Raw genomic sequence first — 17,790 nt, forward strand, 5'->3', positions numbered from 1 at the left:
TCCGCCTTTATTTACGGCCTTCCGGCGTGCCATCGAATTTGCGTTCCAACCCCGACCAACACTCAAGATAATCGTCCTGAAGGGTTTCAAGTTCGGCAGCGAATTTGGTCAGTTGCTGCGGAAATCGGGTTTCAAACATAAAGGCCATCGTGCCTTCAAGCTTCTGCGGGCCAAGTTCGGCATTCGATGCCTTTTCAAACCCGAAGGCATCTGGGCCATGGGCCAACATCATGTTGTGCAAACTCATCCCGCCGGGAACAAATCCCTTTTCCTTGGCGTCATATTGCCCACAAATCAGCCCCATGAATTCGGACATGATGTTGCGGTGATACCAAGGCGGGCGGAATGTATGTTCGGCCACCATCCAGCGCGGCGGGAAAATCACGAAATCGACATTGGCGGTTCCGGCCTCGTCCGACGGGGCGGTCAGCACGGTAAAAATCGACGGATCAGGATGATCAAAGGCAATGGCGCCAACGGGTGAAAACGTCCGAAGGTCATATTTGAACGGGGTGTAATTGCCGTGCCAGGCCACCACGTCAAGCGGCGAGTGCCCAATATCAGTCACATGGAACTGACCACACCATTTCACCAAAACGCGACAGGGAGTTTCTTTATCCTCATAGGCGGCAACAGGTGTTTTAAAATCACGCGGATTGGCAAGGCAGTTTGCGCCAATCGGGCCCCGATCCGGCAGGGTAAATTTCGCGCCATAGTTTTCGCAGACATAACCGCGCGCACCGCCTTCAGGGCCCGCTTCAAGAATGCTGACCTTAAACATCATGCCGCGCGGGATCAGGGCGACTTCAAGCGGGGCAACATCCATCATGCCAAGTTCGGTAAAGACACGAAGCGTGCCAGTTTCGGGCACGATCAGAAGTTCCCCGTCCGAATTGAAGAAATAGTCGTCGACCATATCGGCATTGCACACATAGACATGGCTTGCCATCCCGGTCTGGGACAGTGCATCGCCAGCGGTTGTGATGGTGCGCATCCCGGCAACGAAATCGACCGCGTCTTTTGGCATTGGCACCGGATCCCAGCGCAATTGGCCAAGGGCCAAGCTGTGATCATTCAAACAGGGTGCGGTTTTCCAGTGCGGTCGATCAAGGGCAGCAAACCGGCCGTTATGACGCACACTGGGCCGAATGCGATACAGCCAGGACCGTTCATTGGTGCCACGTGGTGCGGTAAAGGGCGACCCGGAAAGCTGTTCGGCATACAGGCCATAGGCGCATTTTTGCGGGCTGTTTTGCCCCTGCGGCAAGGCACAGGCAAGGCTTTCGGTTTCAAAATCATTGCCGAAACCAGACATATAGCGCAGATCCGTTTGATCAGATACAGCCGTCGCCTGATCGCGGGTTGGTTTATCAAGCATGGCGGAATTTCCCAATGGCAGCCAAGTGCAAAAACAACAAACCGTCAGGACCCATTATATTGATCGAAACGGGTCCTGATTAAGATATGGGGGTGTTAATGCTATTGCGCAGCATCGACTTTCAAAACACCGCGGCGGATCTGGTCTTCTTCGATGCTTTCAAACAAGGCGCGGAAGTTGCCTTCGCCAAAACCTTCGTCGCCTTTGCGCTGAATGAACTCAAAGAAAATCGGCCCGATCACGGTTTTTGAGAAGATTTGCAGCAGGATTTTGGTCATCCCGCCATCAATCACGCCTTCGCCGTCAATCAGGATACCGTGTTTTTTCATCCGTTCAATCGGCTCGTCATGACCATGGACGCGGTCATGGGATTTTTCGTAATAGGTTTCCGGCGGGCCGGGCATGAATTTCAAGTCATTCGCGGCAAGCTTGTCGGTGGCGTCGTAAATACCGTCTGATCCCACCGCGATATGCTGAATGCCTTCGCCTTTGTATTTTCGCAGATATTCTTCGATCTGGCTTTTGTCATCGGTTGATTCATTCAGTGGAATACGGATTTTCCCACAGGGTGAGGTGATCGCACGGCTGACCAAGCCCGTGATTTTACCGGCAATGTCAAAGAAGTGGATTTGCTTGAAGCCAAACAGATCGCGATAAAAGTCCCACCATTTATCCATATTGCCACGATAAACGTTATGGGTCAGATGATCGAGATAATAGAACCCCACCCCTTCAGGCTTGGGATCACGATGCCCGATCCAGTCGAATTCTGCGTCATAGGCCGAACCGGTATCGCCATATGTATCGATGAAATACAAAAGCGACCCACCGATGCCGACAATAGCCGGAACATCCAGGGTTTTATCGTTGCCGGTATAGGGTTCTGCCCCCTTGGCAATCGCATGATCAAAGGCATGTTTGGCATCGACCACCCGCCATGCCATCGACGGCGCGCACGGACCATGCATCCCGACAAATTTCATCGCATGACTGTTGGGTTCTGCATTGAGGATATAGTTGATGTCGCCCTGACGCCAAACCGTAATGTTTTTGGTTTTGTGTCCGGCAACCGGGGTGTAGCCCATGCGGGTGAACAGGGTTTCAAGTTTGTCGGCTTCTTCGTGGGCAAACTCGACAAACTCGAACCCGTCGGTCCCGGCGGGGTTTTCATCGGTAATGGTGGCGCGAGGGGCGTCATGCGGGAACGGTCCCATCGGAAGTCTCCTATGATTGAAACATTCGAATTCTTCGAACTTTTGTTATGTTCCAATCGTGCGCCAAACCCCATGCAACGTGCGTGCATTCATGGTTGATTTTTCGAACAAAATGCACACATCATGCATAATTAATCATAATGGCGCGTAAAACATGCAACTTGACCGACTAGACCTTAAACTGCTTGCAGAACTGCAAAAGGATGGGCGTCTGACCAATAATGATTTGTCAGAACGCATTGGCCTTTCAGCATCGCAATGTTCGCGCCGACGCGCGCGACTTGAAGATGACAAGGTCATTCGCGGCTATCGTGCCGATATTGACCGTCAAAAGATGGGGTTGGGATTGCTGGTAGTGATTTCGGTAACCCTTGCCACCCATAACCGCGACAATGCCAAACGGTTTGCCCGTTTACTGGCCGATTTGCCCGAAGTGCTAGAAGCCTTTTCCCTGACCGGGGAGATGGATTACCACCTTAAGGTCGCGACAAAGGATCTGGCGGCCCTGTCGCATTTCGTCAATGAGGTGCTTTTGCCGCATGATTCTGTGCAGCATGTCAAAACGTCAATTGTTCTAAACGTGTTGAAGGATTTTGAAGGTCTGGCGGTTAACCCGGATTGATCAACACCGCATCGATCAATCGACCGGTTTCAGCGCCATAAAATGGCAAAGACCGCGCCCAAAGGCACGGTCTTCCCTGTCCCGAAACTCCCCTTACCACGAAGCTTCGGAGACGCCCCCACTACAGTAGATCTAGATAGCCAGATATTGGTCGCGAAGCTCGGCATCATCAAGAACAGCTTGTGCTGAACCGTCAAAGACGATCTCGCCGCTATCCATAATGATCGCACGATCTGCAAGCTTGAGTGCCGCGATGGCATTCTGCTCGACAATGATCGTGGTAATGCCAAGTTTTTTGACGTTTTGAAGCGTCTTTTCAATTTCCTGAACAATCACCGGCGCCAAGCCTTCATACGGTTCATCAAGCAGCAAAAGCTTGATATCACGCGCCAAGGCACGGCCGATTGCCAGCATCTGTTGTTCGCCCCCCGACAGGGTGGTGCCTTCTTGCTCTGCCCGTTCGCCAAGGCGCGGGAAAAGCTCGTAGATGCGTTCAACGGACCAGCCAATCGGCTCGGCAATCTGGGCCAATTCAAGGTTTTGCTGAACGGTCATGCCCGGAATGATGCGACGATCTTCTGGCACAAGCTGCACCCCGAGACGGGCAGCCTGCCAAGCCTTCATGGTGTGCAATGGCTGATGATCCAGCCAAATTTCACCATGTTTAAGCTCCGGGTCCGACATACGTGCCAAGGCACGCAAAGTCGATGTTTTCCCGGCACCGTTACGGCCCAGCAATGCCAGAATTTCGCCTTCGCGGATGTCAAATGAGACACCCTGAACGATATAGCTTTCACCGTAATAGGCGTGAACATTATGCACCGAGAAAAAGGCCGGATCACCGCCCTGATTGCGGACAGGTTCCTGTTTTGGCAGTGAGGTCATACTACTGCTTCCCCTCCGAGATAGGCTTCTTTGACGCGTGGGTCATTGCGAACTTCTTCCGGGGTGCCTTCACAAATGATGGCCCCCTGAGCCAGAACACTGATGCGGTCAGCCAGACTGAACACAACATGCATGTCATGTTCGATAATGACTTTGGTCATGCCGCGTTCCTTGATCCGCTGAAGCAGATCAATCGTGCGGTTGGTGTCATGACGCGACATGCCTGCTGTCGGCTCATCGAGAAGGAACAATTTGGGATGTTGCCCCAAGCACATCGCAAGTTCCAAACGGCGTTTGTCCCCGCGCGACATCGCACTGGCAATATTGTCCTTCTGCTCAATCAAACCAACATCTTCAAGCAGATGTTCGGCCTGTTCGAGAATGTCTTTTTCCGCAAACAGGCTTTTGAGGAAGCTTAGCTTGAACTCGCCATCACGTTTGGCAAGAGCTGGAACCATCACGTTTTGCAAAAGCGACAATTCCGGGAAGATTTCCGGCGTCTGGAAAACACGTGCCACACCAAGCTGATTAATCTCGTGGGGCTGTTTGCCCGTCAGAACTTCATCACCCAGCAACACCCGCCCACGGTTGGGTGCAAGACGCCCAACAATGACATTGAGCAACGTGGATTTACCGGCACCATTCGGGCCAATGATGGCGTGAACCGTGCCTTTTTTAACCCGAAGGTTAATGTCAGACAGCGCGCGCAAGCCGCCAAAATTCTTATCCACATCAGTGACATCAAGAATGTATTCGGACATCGATCAGACCTCCCCCGCCGAGTGTTGTTCTTTTTCTTTGTCCTTAGCCGAAGAAGCTGAAGACGCGCGGTCGGACACAAGACGCCACAGGCGATTGATGCCTTCCATGATGCCACCTGGCAGGAAGATCACGATCAGCATGAAGACCAGACCAAGGGTCAGATGCCAGCCTTCGCCAACAAACAGACCAAGGATCGTTGCCACCCCATGTGCGAGCCAATCGGGAAGGAATGAAAACGCATTGAGAAGAACCGTGTCGTTAAAGGCCGAGAAGATATTTTCGAAATACTTGATAACGCCAGCCCCAAGAAGCGGACCAATCAAGGTTCCGACACCGCCAAGAATGGTGATCAGAACGATCTCACCCGATGCTGTCCACTGCATGCGTTCGGCCCCTGCAAGCGGATCGGTCACCGCCAGAAGCGACCCGGCAAGACCGGCATACATGCCCGAGATGACAAAGGCGGTCATCAGATAGGGCCGTGTATTGTACCCGGTATAGCCCATGCGATTCTGGTTCGATTTAATCGCACGCAGCTTAAGCCCGAACGGGGAGCGAAAGATACGCAGATAGATAAAGAACGAAGCCAGCATAATCACTGCACAAATATAGAAACCTGAATATCCGGTTCCTTCAATGCCAAACAAGGTCGGTGTCGGAAGCGATGCATCTGCCTCAATACCAGACATGCGATCAAGAACACGCGCATCACCTTGTGTAAGCTGTAGACCGGTCTCACCATTGGTGATCGGGGTCAAAACCGAATAGGCAAGGTTATAAGACATTTGCGCAAAGGCCAGCGTCAGGATCGAGAAATAGATCCCCGAACGACGTAACGAGACAAACCCGATAGCCAAGGCAAACAGACCGGCCAGCACCGTTCCGAAAATCATCGCCGGGATGACATTCATCGAAAGTAACTTGAACGACCAGACCGCGGTGTAGGACCCCACACCCAGGAAGGCCGCATGACCGAATGAAAGATAGCCGGTCAAACCAAACAGAATATTATAGCCGATGGCAAAGATGCCAAAGATCATGAATTTCTGCATCAGGTCAGGATAGGCCGCCCCGAAAGGCTGGAGCCAGATCGGCATGGTCAGGACCACGACCGACAGAATGACCATGTAAAGGATATCCTGCTTTGGCGAGACGATTTTTGTGTTTGTCATTTTAGCTCTCCATCACGCCCCGACGACCCATCAGACCGCGCGGGCGGGTCAGCAGAATAACGACGGCAACAAGATAAATGATGATCTGGTCAATGCCCGGGATGATTTCTTTCACCTCGGTCATGGACGAGAAGGATTGCAGAATACCCAGCAGGAAGCCTGCCAGAACTGCACCGGGTAGAGAGCCCATACCCCCAACGACCACCACAACAAATGACAGCACAAGGAAGTCCATTCCCAAATGATAATCCGGGGGAAGTACCGGCGTGTACATCACGCCTGCAAGGCCTGCGACAACCGCGGCCATACCAAACACAATTGTAAAGCGACGTTCAATATTGATGCCAAGAAGCTCGACCGTTTCACGGTCTGCCATGCCTGCACGCACCACCATACCGTAGGTCGTGAAATGCAGGAACGAGAAGACAAGGCCAATAATGGTCAATGAGAACGCCAGATAAATCAGACGCCACCAAGGATAAACAACGGCTTCACCCAGGCCGAACACGGCACCGATTGCGGCAGAACCGGAAACGATATCGGGTGCACCTTGCGGGATCGGGTTGGCGCCAAAGGCAGCCTTGACCAATTCCTGAATAACAATCGCCAGACCAAAGGTCACAAGGATCTGTTCAGCATGGGAGCGTTTATAGAAATGCCGGATCAGGCTGCGTTCCATCACGATGCCGATTGCCAGCATCACGGGTATCGCAAGAATGATTGATAGCGGCACGGACCAATCAATGATGGCTGTCCCGGTTTCGCCAAACCAGACTTCGAGATATGGCGTTTCCTTATAGGCATCAAAGAATGTCACGGATTCGTCCTTGACCTTAACGGACAAGGTCAGGAGCTTTTCCAAGCTCACCGCACAAAAGGCGCCTATCATGAAGATGGCGCCGTGGGCAAAGTTCACCACACCAAGTGTGCCGAACACCAAGGTCAGACCAAGCGCAATCAGCGCGTAAGCGCCGCCCTTGTCCAGACCGTTGAGAATTTGAAGAAATATAGAGTCCATCAGTTATCCGCCGCGTATTCGTAATGGGCTTAATGAAAAGACCGTTGGGACAAGAGTGCGGGGCAAATGGGCCGACCACTGGGAAATGGTCGGCCCTGCTTGCATCAATTTAGCCGTATCAGACTTTGTACGGGCCCAGTTCACCACCGAACATATCGGCAGGGTACTCAACCTGTGCACGCGGCACTTCTTTAACAACTTCAAGAAGGTCAAAGTTGGAAGAAGGCTCTTGTTTACCGCGCACAACCAGAACGTCTTTGAAGCACTGGTGATCTTCCGCACGGTACAGGGTCGGGCCATTGCCCGCGCCATCGAACTCGAAACCTTCGAGCTGTTTGATGACTTCCCAAGGTGCAAACGTACCAGCCATTTCACAGGCGTTTGCATAAAGCAGCGTCTGTACATAGCAAGTGTGAGCAGCCTGGGACGGCGGGAAGCCGTATTCCTGACCAAAGGATTTAACAAAGGCCTGCGACCCTGCATCCTGCAGCGACCAGTGCCAGTTGGTGGTACCCAGGATGCCTTTTGCAGCATCGCCAGCACCCTGTGCCATCAAGCGGGAATACAGCGGAACAACGATTTCGAAGTTTTTGCCGTTTACCTGCTTGTCACGCAGACCAAACTGAACAGCCTGTGTCAGCGAGTTGACCATGTCCTTACCATAGTGGTTCAGGATCAGGACATCTGCGCCAGAGTTCAGAACCGGTGTGATATACTGCGAGAAGTCACCAGCACCAACAGGGGTACGGACGGTATTCACAGTTTCCCAACCGATATTCTCGGTTGCAGCTTTGATCGATTCTTCCTGGGTCCAGCCCCAGGTGTAATCAGCCGTCAGGTGATACGCGCGACGTTCCGCACCATATTCATCCAGAAGAACCGGCGCAATTGCCTGACCAGACATGTAAGCGTTGAAGAAATGGCGGAAGCCATAACGCTTTTTGTCTTTACCCGTGGTGTCGTTGGAGTGGGTAAGACCCGCCATGAAGATCACGCCCATTTCCTGGCAAAGACCCTGCACAGCAACCGCAACACCCGATGACGAACCACCGGTAATCATTGCGACATTGTCTTTTTCGATCATGCGTTTTGCCGATGCACGTGCTGCATCCGATTTGGTCTGGGTATCGCCGGTAACGAACTCGACCTTCTTACCGAGGATGCCGTTGCCTTTAAGCTGAAGCGGCTTCATGGTGTTCATCATCCCGCCGTCGCCTTCACCATTCAGGTGTTTGACAGCAAGCTGATAGGCACGCAACTCATCGGCACCTTCATCGGCATAAGGGCCGGTCTGTGGTACGTTAAAGCCAAGTTTTACGCTGCCCGAATTGCCCGGATCGCCCGGAAAAGTCTGAGCATGTGCGTTCTTGATGAAATGCATCGGAAAAGTGCCGCCAATAAGCGCAGCACCGGTCGTTGCCGCGGATCCTTTAAGGATCGTACGACGGGATACATCTTTAATAATCTTGGTCTCCGACATGGTTTTCCTCCCCAATGTCTTGGGATTTGTTTCAGAAAAATCTGAGGCCTATTTTCTGGTTTGTTTTTTTCACGACCTGATCAAACAATGGGTGCCGTTTGAAAATGAATCAACACCTAGTTGATATAGAACAGTTTTTTTGTAAATATACCGACTTACGTTTTGAAAAGTTGTAAATTTTGTCAAAAATGAGACTTTAGTATGAACCGACAAGCCCCCATCGGACACCGCATACGCGGTCGCCGCAAAGATATCGGGATGACCCAGAATGCCCTGGCAAAGACCGCCGGCATTTCCCCGTCATATCTGAACCTTATCGAACATAACCGGCGTTCGATCGGGGGCGGGTTGCTCATGCGCATTGCCGAAGCCCTCGAGATTCAACCCCATACATTGTCAGGGTCTGAAGAAAGCCGCCTACTCTCAGATCTGAACGAAGCCGCATCTGATCCGGTGTTTCGCAGCACCCCGATTGAAAGTCGGGAGTTCCCGGCAACAATCGCCGCTGCCCCCGGTTTGATTGGTGCTTTTCTTTCTCTTTACCGTGCCTATCGCAGTGGCCTTGACGAGATTAACTCATTGTCCGAACGGCTCAGCCACGACCCGTTTCTGACCGAAGCCAGCCATTCGATCCTCACCCGGATTACTTCTATCCGGACGGTCGCAGAGATTTTTGATGATTATGACGACCTGTCCAAGGAACAGCGCGCACGGTTTAACGCGACATTGGTTCGGGAATCTCAACGACTGGCCGAATCCGCGACCGAGATTTTCAACTTCCTTGAGCGTGGCGATGCCGGACGCCCGGCTGCCAGCCCGGCCGAGGAAGTCGATGATCTTTTATATGATAACGCCAACTATTTCCCCGTACTTGAAGACCATGCGACCGAAATGCGCCCCCGCATTGATCCGGAAGGCGGGTTATTCCTGACCGATTTGATCAATTATCTTGAAAACACCCATGACATTCGGGTTGAACGCCTGCCTTCCGAAGAATTCCCGACCAGTGGCCACAAATGGGATGCCGATCACCGGACCCTTAAGATTTCACGCGCCCTTCCCATAACGTCAGCGCGCTTTCAGGCTGCGCGCATGATTTTCCGGCTTGAATCCCCGGAAACTGTAAATGAAATCCTTAACCGCACCCAGATCGACAGTGACGCCGGACGGGCCCGTGCAGCCGAGGCCCTGATTTCCTATGGCGCAGCCGCACTTTTGTTTCCCTACGATGTGTTTCTTGAAGATGCCCGAAGGTTTCGCCACGATATCGAGCTTCTTCAACAACGATATGCCGCCAGCTGGGAACAGATTTGCCACCGCCTGACCACACTGCGTCGACCGGGTGCTGAAGGCATACCTTTCCATCTGTTGCGAACAGATATTGCAGGCAATATTTCGAAACGATTTTCGGCATCCGGCCTTCAGTTACCGCGTTATAGCGGGGCCTGCCCACGCTGGGTCGTGCATGAAGCCTATATGGCACCAGACCGGGTGATCCCCCAATTCGTCCGCCTGCCAGACAACAGCGAATATCTTTTTGTCGCCCGCGCCTTGCGCACTGGCGCGGGTGGATATGGTGTTCCCCGGTCGGTCTATTCAGTAATGATCGGGTGCGATACGGCCTTTGCCCATGACGTGGTTTATGGTGATCGATTGTCATTGGATCGCCCGGATTCTGCGGTTCCGGTGGGCATTGGCTGTCGTCAATGCCCCCGCAATGATTGCGGCCAGCGGGCTTATGAAATGTCGGATACAGCAACCGCGCAAATCGCTGTATAGCCATCAAAATCACGTCATTTTCGGCCTTAACTGAAAGCATGAAACATACCACCCCAAAGTAGCATTATAATTCGATGCATAACCCGCTAGGATTGGGGCATATAAGAATCCGATAAATCGGGGAGAACGTCCTTGAATAAGAGACCAAAGGTCCTGATTGCCGAAGATGAGGAAACCATTGTTGAGTCGCTGAGCTTTCTTATGGAAAAAGAAGGCTATGAAGTCAGTGTGGCCACCGATGGCCAAACCGCGATCAAAATGATTGCGCGCGACATTCCTGATATGGTTTTGCTTGATGTGATGATGCCCGGCTGCGACGGGTTCGAAGTGGTGCGCGCGGCACGCGCCGATCCAAGAACCAAACGCATTCCGATCATGATGTTGACGGCAAAAACACGCGAAGTCGACCGCCGCAAAGGACTTGAACTTGGCGTTGATGATTTTGTGACCAAACCTTTTTCGACCCGCGATGTCGTTGCCCGGGTCAAGGCCCTGCTTGAACGAAGCGAATGCTGATACGCGTTTAACCGACAGGCAGGAGCCAGATCCATGACACCACCGCGCAAAATGACAGAACGGGCATTTGTCCTTGTCCTGGCGGCGTTTTTTGTCTGGATGCCACCCTTGGTTGGCGTATTTTCCCTTGATGGAACGCTATTTGGCCTGCCGATCCTGTTTATCTATTTCTTTGCAGGCTGGGCAACCCTGATTGCGCTTTGTGCGATTTTGACGCGCGCCCTTCGCAAAGTAGGCCAGTCAGAGGGATCATCTTAAATGCTGTCCTCTGAACTGGTTATCACGGTCTCACTCAGCTATGTCGGCTTGCTGTATGCCATTGCATGGTGGGGGGATAAACGTGCGCGTGATGGCCGATCATGGGTCAGGAACCCGACGGTTTATACCTTATCAATCGCGGTCTATTGCACATCATGGACGTTTTATGGTGCGGTCGGGACCGCAGCACGTAACGGGCTTGAATATCTGACCATTTATCTTGGGCCGACGGTCATTTTCTTAGGTTGGTGGTTCTTGCTGCGCAAGATGCTGCGCATTTCCAAGGCCCACCGCATCACATCGATTGCCGATTTTATTTCATCGCGGTATGGCAAAAGCACGCAGCTTTCCGTGCTTGTGACCCTGATCGCCGTCATCGGGACGACCCCTTATATTGCGCTTCAGCTTAAGGCAATTGCCACCAGTTATACGGTTCTGACGGTTTGGGATCACGGTATTTTCCCGACCACCCAAGAAACCGCCAGCATGTTTTCAGACAGCGGGTTCTGGGCAGCTGTCGGGCTTGCACTGTTTGGTATTTTGTTTGGCACGCGCTTTATTGATGCAGACGAACATCACGAAGGCATGGTTGCCGCCATCGCCTTTGAAAGTCTGGTCAAGATGTTTGCGCTTTTGGCGGTTGGTATCTTTGTCTGCTTTGTCATGTATGGCGGAATTGGCGAACTGTTTGCCCAAGCTGCGCGCAATGCCGACACCGCCAAACTCTTGCAATTGCCCGAAGATGGTGCCGCGCGCTGGACAACATTGATGATGCTGTCCATGGCCGCCATCCTGTGTTTGCCGCGCCAGTTTCAGGTCATCATTGTTGAAAATGTCGATGAACGGCATTTGCCGACAGCAAGCTGGGCCTTTCCGCTTTATCTATTACTGATGAACCTGTTTGTCCTGCCCATAGCTCTGGCGGGGCTTGGCACCCTGCCCGCATGGTCGGACCCGGATTTCTTTGTGATTTCAGTCCCGCTGTTTGAAGGGCAATCCTTACTGGCGCTATTGGCCTATGTTGGCGGGTTGTCGGCCAGTACCAGTATGGTCATTGTGGCAACCATCGCGCTTTCGACCATGGTCTGTAACGATCTGGTCGTTCCGGCATTGCTGCGTATCCGTCCCTTTCGCCTGACCGAACGCGATGATCTGACCGGGCTTTTGATCACCATCCGCCGGGCATCCATCGTTGCTGTCGTATTTTTGGGGTTTGCCTATTACAGATCCGCCGGGGCGAGTGACGCCTTGGCCGAAATCGGCCTGATATCCTTTGCCGCAACAGCACAATTTATCCCGATTATGATCGGTGGCCTTTACTGGAAAGGCGGGACCAAAACCGGCGCACAGGTTGGCCTTGTCATCGGCTTTATCCTGTGGGGTTATACCCTGTTGCTGCCATCACTTGCCGATAGCGGCTGGATGGATCCGGCTTTGATCCTGAACGGGGCGTTTGGCCATCCGTGGTTGCGGCCTGAAAGCCTGTTTGGCCTGACAGACTTTGAACCCCTGACCCATGCGCTGATCTGGTCGATTTCGCTGAATACCGCATCCTTTGTCCTGATCAGTCTGTTTACCCAACCAAGCGCACTTGAACGTATTCAGGCGACTTTGTTTGTCGATGCCTTTTCGCGCAAAGGGCAGGATACCGTGATTTGGCGATCATCGGCCTCGGTCGATGATTTATATGAACTGGTTGAACGGTTTCTGGGCCGCGAACGCGCCTTTCATTCATTCCGCGATTTTGGCTGGGAGAAAGACACGCCATGGCGCGGCAAGGGCGAAGCCAATGCCGATATGATTGCCTTTACCGAACGCCTTCTTGCCGGGTCCATCGGGGCGGCATCGGCACGTGTTATGGTGTCATCGGTCGCCAAGGGGGAAATGGTCAGCCTTGAAGAGGTTCTTGAGATCCTTGAAGAAACCTCGCACGTCATCGAATATTCCCAGCGTCTGGAACAGAAATCCCACGAACTTGAACAGGCTGCCGCAGAATTGCGCGCCGCCAATGACCGGCTTAAGGAACTTGATAAGCTTAAAGATGAATTCCTGACGATGGTCAGTCATGAATTCAGAACGCCACTGACCTCGATCCGGTCATTTTCAGAAATTCTGGTCGATACGCCAAATCTGGATCATGAGCGCGCTGAACATTTCCTCAGCATCATTGTGCGGGAAAGCGAACGGCTGACCCGACTGATTGACGATCACCTTGATCTGGCGCGCCTTGAAGCGGGTCATTCTGACTGGCGGGCTGTCGATGTCGATCCGCGCACGGTCCTTGATGAAAGTGTTGATGCGGTCAAAGGCCTGATGGACCGCAAGGGTGTTATTCTGTCGACGGAATTTTCGCGCCAGACGGTACGGCTGTTTGTTGATCGGGATCGCTTGACACAGGTCTTTATCAATCTTCTGTCAAATGCCGCCAAATTTTCCCACCCCGACCAACCCACCGTTCTGGTGCGCGGCGAGGCAATTGATGGCGGCTATCTTGTATCGATTACCGATAACGGTAGTGGCGTCCCGCAGAACGAACTTGAAATCATCTTTGATAAATTCTCGCGCGGCGGAAAATATGCCGATGACAAACCCAAACCATCGGGTTCCGGGCTTGGACTTGCCATCGCCAAGCATGTTGTCGAACATTGCCAAGGTAAAATATGGGTTGAAAGCCCTGTGGGTAAGGGGGCGACATTCCGCGTCTTCATACCCGGTCAGATGTTGGAGGCTATTGATGCGGCCAAGCCTCCAACCCGTTAGAAACTAACTCACCTTTTCAGGGTCAAAGATGGTGTTATCAAGAAACCGGTCTGGCCCGACAATTGGCCGATCTTCGGCATCATTGGCACCTTCGACACGCCAATCATGGGTTGGCACGGCCACATCAAGTCCCGTGACCGCTTTGCGATATAAATCAGGGCGATACACCTGACGCACGACATTATTGATATCGGCGTCTGCTGGCACCTGCCCCCAGCGTTTCATCTGTGTTCCAACCCAGCTTCCCTGTGACAGCCACGGGAAGGTCGCGGTATAGCGATAAAACACATGGCGATCAGGCATTTCGGTTGGTGCTTCGCCCGGACGCAAGACCGGACGTCCACAAAGGGATGCTTTGAGGATTTCATATGGCGCGCCAACATTGGATTCTTCAGACAGCATTTGCGCAAGTTCAGAACGATTATCGGCCTCATCGGCCCATTCGGCGGCACGCACCAGGGCGCGCACCAACGCCGACACCGTATCAGGATTGGAATTGACCCAGTCTTCGCGCACACCCAGAACCTTTTCCGGGCTTCGCGGCCAGATATCATCCTTAAGCGCAACAATCACGCCATCGCCATGGAAAACGGCACGCTGGTTCCACGGCTCCCCGACGCAATAGCCATCAACCCAACCGTTGCGCAGACTGTCAAACATGCGCTGCGGGGCAATCACCCCGATATTCACATCCTTGTCCGGATCAATTCCCGCTGCTGCCATCCAATAGCGCAACTCGTAATTATGGCTTGAGAACGGAAACACCGTCGCAAAGGACATGATCGGGCGTCCGGCAACACGGTCTTCATCAATCACCTTTTTCAAGGCGCGCGATGAAAGCCCGCGCGGCCCATGCATCGAAACCGGATCGGCTTCAAGCATGCGCTGATAAAGACGGGTTGAAACCGTAATTGCATTGCCACCCCGACCCAGCGCCATGGGAACAACAATGTGCTGAACCGGAACCCCGCCAAGGCCAAGACGGGCGGCAATCGGGATCCCTGCCAAAAGATGGGCGGCGTCATAAACACCATAAGAAAGCTTGTCTCGAATGGCCGCCCACGACATTTCGCGGACCAATTCCAGATCAATACCTTCTTGCTCGGCAAATCCCATCGCACGGGCAACAACCGGGATCGCACAATCGACCAACGGCACAAAGCCAAGACGAACCTTGTTAGACATTCCTCAAAACTCCAACTGAAACGCCGTGATGACGCTTTGAGCGATCTCATAGATCTTGCGATTCTGTTTCATGGCGTTCTTGCGCAACAGCGCATAAGACTCTTCTTCTGACAGGCCTTTTTCTTTCATCAGAATTCCTTTGGCCCGTTCAATCAATTTACGTTCGCTCAGCTTTGCCTGGGCTTCATCCCGTTCGCGGCGCAGTTGGTCAAACACGGTAAACCGCGAAATCGCCATATCGACAATCGGACGAATGCGGTCTTGGCGCAACCCGTCCACGACATAGGCGCTGACACCGGCCAGAATGGCTTCCTGAATCATCGAAGCATCACTTTGATCGACAAACATCGCAATCGGGCGGGCAATGGCGCGCGACACCTGAAACATTTGTTCAAGCGTATCGCGATCGGGGTTTTCCAAATCAATGATGATGATATCTGGCGCCAAGGCCTGAATGCGCTCGACCAGATTATGGGACGTTCCGATACGGGCCACACGGGTATAGCCACTTTCAACAAGGCCGCGCTCGACAATTGCGGCGCGGTCAGGATTCTCGTCAATCACCAGAATGTTGTATTCTTCCAGTCTTACCAATCTAACCCCAACTCCCTGACAACCATCGACGATCAAGCCTCTCTATCTGGTTTATTATTTTCCGGTCTTTTTTAGATCCCGATTTGTATCGGGATGCGACCAGCGCCGCATCCCGAAAAAGCGATATAGCAGTATTCTTATTCCGCCGGTACCGGTTGTGCCGATCCCGACGTGCCAAGACGTTCTGCCTGTGCACTGTCAAAGCGGGCTTTTTCTTCGGCCTGCGTTGCTGCGGAGAAACGCACCGCAAGGGCGGCAAATGAACAGACAACCACCGCACAACCAAGATAAAGAAGGCCTTCCTGATAGGTAAGTTCTTCGGACTTGAACAGGAAGCCCGCCGCAACCGCACCGGCATTCCCGCCAGCACCAACGATACCCGCAACCGAACCAAGGGCGCGACGGTTCACGAACGGCACAATCCCGAACGTTGCACCTTCAGACATCTGAACGAACAGCGAGAAAACAATCATTACCGAAACGGCAACAACCAGTGCTTCCATCTGCGAGAATGCAATCAGGGCAACACCTTCGATGAACAGCGCCATGAACAGGAATTTGACACGACCCGAAAGACCACCCTTGGCGGCAAATTTATCGGAAAACACACCGCCCAGGGTCCGGGCGAAAATGTTCATCAGACCAAACAGACCGGCAATCATGCCTGCCGTTGCAAGCGAAAGCTCGAACTTGTCAAAGAAGTAGATCGCGGCAATGTTGTTGATCGTAAGCTCAACACCAAAACACGCCCCATACACCAGGAACAGTGCCCAAACGCGATAGTCAGACATTGCCGCAAGCATGCCTTTGGTCGCACCGGCATGGTCATCTTCTGGTTTAAGTGCGCCGCTTTTGCGCATGTCGGCATAGTTGCCGTCCGGGCAATCGGTCGTGAAGACCCAATACAGAACAGCAACCACCAGCATGATGGCCCCCGGGAAGACCATCGCCAGACGCCAGCCCATGGTTTCCGCAATCCCAAAACCAAGAATCATGGCAAGGATTGCCGGCATCACCATCTGGGTCACACCGCCGCCAAGGTTACCCCAACCCGCCGTGGTGGCGTTTGCGGTGCCAACGACGTTCGGCGCGAACATGGTCGAGGTGTGATACTGTGTGATGACAAAGGATGCGCCGATTGAGCCGATGGCAAGACGCGCAAGCAAGAAGGTCTCGTAGCTATCCGCAAGACCGATCAGCATGACCGGCAAAGACCCGAGCACAAGCAAGCCTGTATAGGTCTTGCGGGGCCCGATCTTGTCGCAAAGCGGCCCGATCAGAAGCCGGACGAGAACTGTAATCGCAACCGAAGCAATGATGGTGCTACCGATTTCGCTTTTGCTTAAACCCAGGTCATCGCGGACCAGCGGCATTAACGGCGCGATCCCGAACCAACCAAAGAAGCACAGGAAAAAGGATAACCAGGTGAGGTGGAAAGTACGCATCTGAACAGTCTTGAGACTGAACAGGTTTATGCGTGTTGCCTTGTTTTTGATTTCCATAACAGTGAAGCCCTTCGTTTCGGTCGCACAGAGCTTGATGTTTTCTGCGGGCGACCAACGGTTTTCCCTATGGGCCTCATGCTTCATCTTGAAGATTCCGCAGGCGACCCGTCATTCGTATCGGAAAGACTGCGCGATCATCGCGCGGCTATTCCAAACGTCTGATCGTCCGCCGTTGGACGAAGAACTGTGAGCCACCCATCGTTGGGCTTACTTTCGTCAAAGCCGCTCACACGAAAACAACATTGCAAACACCGCGCCAGTTTTTCTGCGCTGCGGGATAAACACGGTAAACTTCTGAAAATATTACGTATTATTCAGCCGCACATGCTCAGACAAAAAAATGCACAGCTAAAATGATCATTTTTTGCACAAAATTAAATCATCCACAGTTTGTGCTGTTTATTTTTTAGTCAAACAATGCATTTGTCCAGAAAACCGCCTATTTAAGGAACCTTAATTTTTGGCGCGAATTCAGTCGGTTATAAGATAATTCGTCATATCTACAATTCTGGCATGGCGCTTGAATATAGAAGGGCATGAGCGCGGACAGTGCCGTCTGCGGCTCCGGTGTAAAAGCCGATCCTATATATAAAGAATCCAAAGACGGGTTCCCCGGATAATGACGTCCGTTGCGAAATGCCTTTTTTAAGAGCAGGCCGCAT

15 protein-coding genes are annotated in these 17,790 nt (G+C 52.7%); 5 read left to right on the top strand and 10 right to left on the bottom strand.

What is annotated here, in order from left to right; translation table 11 throughout:
• Positions 1 to 7 precede the first annotated feature (7 nt).
• A complete protein-coding gene (hmgA, locus tag ACQ0MK_RS13985; protein WP_430473144.1) occupies positions 8 to 1,378 on the bottom strand; it encodes a homogentisate 1,2-dioxygenase in 1,371 nt (456 codons plus the stop codon).
• Between the two features lie 101 nt (positions 1,379 to 1,479).
• Positions 1,480 to 2,592, bottom strand: a complete 1,113-nt coding sequence (gene hppD / locus ACQ0MK_RS13990; protein ID WP_430473145.1) for a 4-hydroxyphenylpyruvate dioxygenase — start codon at positions 2,590 to 2,592, stop codon at positions 1,480 to 1,482.
• A gap of 154 nt (positions 2,593 to 2,746) precedes the next feature.
• Between hppD and ACQ0MK_RS13995 the strand changes: the two genes are divergently transcribed.
• Positions 2,747 to 3,214, top strand: coding sequence for an Lrp/AsnC family transcriptional regulator (locus tag ACQ0MK_RS13995; RefSeq protein WP_350041757.1), 468 nt, complete (start codon positions 2,747 to 2,749; stop codon positions 3,212 to 3,214).
• A 132-nt stretch (positions 3,215 to 3,346) separates the two neighbouring features.
• Here the strand turns inward: ACQ0MK_RS13995 and ACQ0MK_RS14000 are convergent, their stop codons facing one another.
• The 5 genes from ACQ0MK_RS14000 to ACQ0MK_RS14020 all read right to left on the bottom strand — a co-directional run bounded on the left by ACQ0MK_RS14000 (position 3,347) and on the right by ACQ0MK_RS14020 (position 8,531).
• Entirely contained in the window at positions 3,347 to 4,099 is a 753-nt protein-coding gene (locus ACQ0MK_RS14000) for an ABC transporter ATP-binding protein (protein ID WP_430473146.1), read from the bottom strand.
• Positions 4,096 to 4,860, bottom strand: a complete 765-nt coding sequence (locus ACQ0MK_RS14005) for an ABC transporter ATP-binding protein (RefSeq protein ID WP_430473147.1) — start codon at positions 4,858 to 4,860, stop codon at positions 4,096 to 4,098. The genes ACQ0MK_RS14000 and ACQ0MK_RS14005 overlap by 4 nt, the downstream gene beginning before the upstream one ends.
• A 3-nt stretch (positions 4,861 to 4,863) precedes the next feature.
• Positions 4,864 to 6,033: a branched-chain amino acid ABC transporter permease gene (locus ACQ0MK_RS14010; protein WP_430473148.1), complete on the bottom strand. Its 1,170-nt coding sequence runs from the start codon at positions 6,031 to 6,033 to the stop codon at positions 4,864 to 4,866.
• A gap of 1 nt (position 6,034) precedes the next feature.
• The gene (locus ACQ0MK_RS14015) at positions 6,035 to 7,051 is read right to left on the bottom strand and encodes a branched-chain amino acid ABC transporter permease (protein WP_350041753.1); all 1,017 of its coding nucleotides are present in this window, start codon (positions 7,049 to 7,051) and stop codon (positions 6,035 to 6,037) included.
• Between the two features lie 118 nt (positions 7,052 to 7,169).
• Positions 7,170 to 8,531 carry an ABC transporter substrate-binding protein gene (locus ACQ0MK_RS14020; protein ID WP_430473149.1) on the bottom strand — a complete coding sequence of 454 codons (1,362 nt, stop codon included), beginning with the start codon at positions 8,529 to 8,531 and terminating at the stop codon, positions 7,170 to 7,172.
• Between the two features lie 201 nt (positions 8,532 to 8,732).
• Here ACQ0MK_RS14020 and ACQ0MK_RS14025 point away from each other — a divergent pair, with 201 nt between their 5' ends.
• The 4 genes from ACQ0MK_RS14025 (at position 8,733) to ACQ0MK_RS14040 (ending at position 13,844) form a co-directional block, all read left to right on the top strand.
• Complete coding sequence (locus tag ACQ0MK_RS14025; RefSeq protein WP_430473150.1) at positions 8,733 to 10,310, top strand: helix-turn-helix domain-containing protein; 1,578 nt, start codon at positions 8,733 to 8,735, stop codon at positions 10,308 to 10,310.
• Positions 10,311 to 10,442: 132 nt separating this feature from the next.
• Positions 10,443 to 10,826: a response regulator transcription factor gene (locus ACQ0MK_RS14030; protein ID WP_350048652.1), complete on the top strand. Its 384-nt coding sequence runs from the start codon at positions 10,443 to 10,445 to the stop codon at positions 10,824 to 10,826.
• Positions 10,827 to 10,859: 33 nt separating this feature from the next.
• On the top strand, positions 10,860 to 11,084 hold the full coding sequence (locus ACQ0MK_RS14035) for a hypothetical protein (protein WP_430473151.1): 225 nt from the start codon (positions 10,860 to 10,862) through the stop codon (positions 11,082 to 11,084).
• The gene (locus ACQ0MK_RS14040) at positions 11,085 to 13,844 is read left to right on the top strand and encodes an ATP-binding protein (RefSeq protein ID WP_430473152.1); all 2,760 of its coding nucleotides are present in this window, start codon (positions 11,085 to 11,087) and stop codon (positions 13,842 to 13,844) included.
• A 3-nt stretch (positions 13,845 to 13,847) separates the two neighbouring features.
• Here the strand turns inward: ACQ0MK_RS14040 and ACQ0MK_RS14045 are convergent, their stop codons facing one another.
• The 3 genes from ACQ0MK_RS14045 to ACQ0MK_RS14055 form a co-directional block, all read right to left on the bottom strand.
• The gene (locus ACQ0MK_RS14045; RefSeq protein WP_430473153.1) at positions 13,848 to 15,029 is read right to left on the bottom strand and encodes a CmpA/NrtA family ABC transporter substrate-binding protein; all 1,182 of its coding nucleotides are present in this window, start codon (positions 15,027 to 15,029) and stop codon (positions 13,848 to 13,850) included.
• Between the two features lie 3 nt (positions 15,030 to 15,032).
• Positions 15,033 to 15,623 carry an ANTAR domain-containing response regulator gene (locus tag ACQ0MK_RS14050; RefSeq protein WP_350041746.1) on the bottom strand — a complete coding sequence of 197 codons (591 nt, stop codon included), beginning with the start codon at positions 15,621 to 15,623 and terminating at the stop codon, positions 15,033 to 15,035.
• 137 nt (positions 15,624 to 15,760) lie between these two features.
• Positions 15,761 to 17,212: a NarK family nitrate/nitrite MFS transporter gene (locus tag ACQ0MK_RS14055; RefSeq protein WP_430473154.1), complete on the bottom strand. Its 1,452-nt coding sequence runs from the start codon at positions 17,210 to 17,212 to the stop codon at positions 15,761 to 15,763.
• Between the last annotated feature and the right edge of the window lie 578 nt (positions 17,213 to 17,790).

Origin of the sequence: Thalassospira lucentensis, assembly GCF_050516545.1 — a bacterium.
Taxonomy (GTDB): Bacteria; Pseudomonadota; Alphaproteobacteria; order Rhodospirillales; family Thalassospiraceae; genus Thalassospira; species Thalassospira lucentensis_C.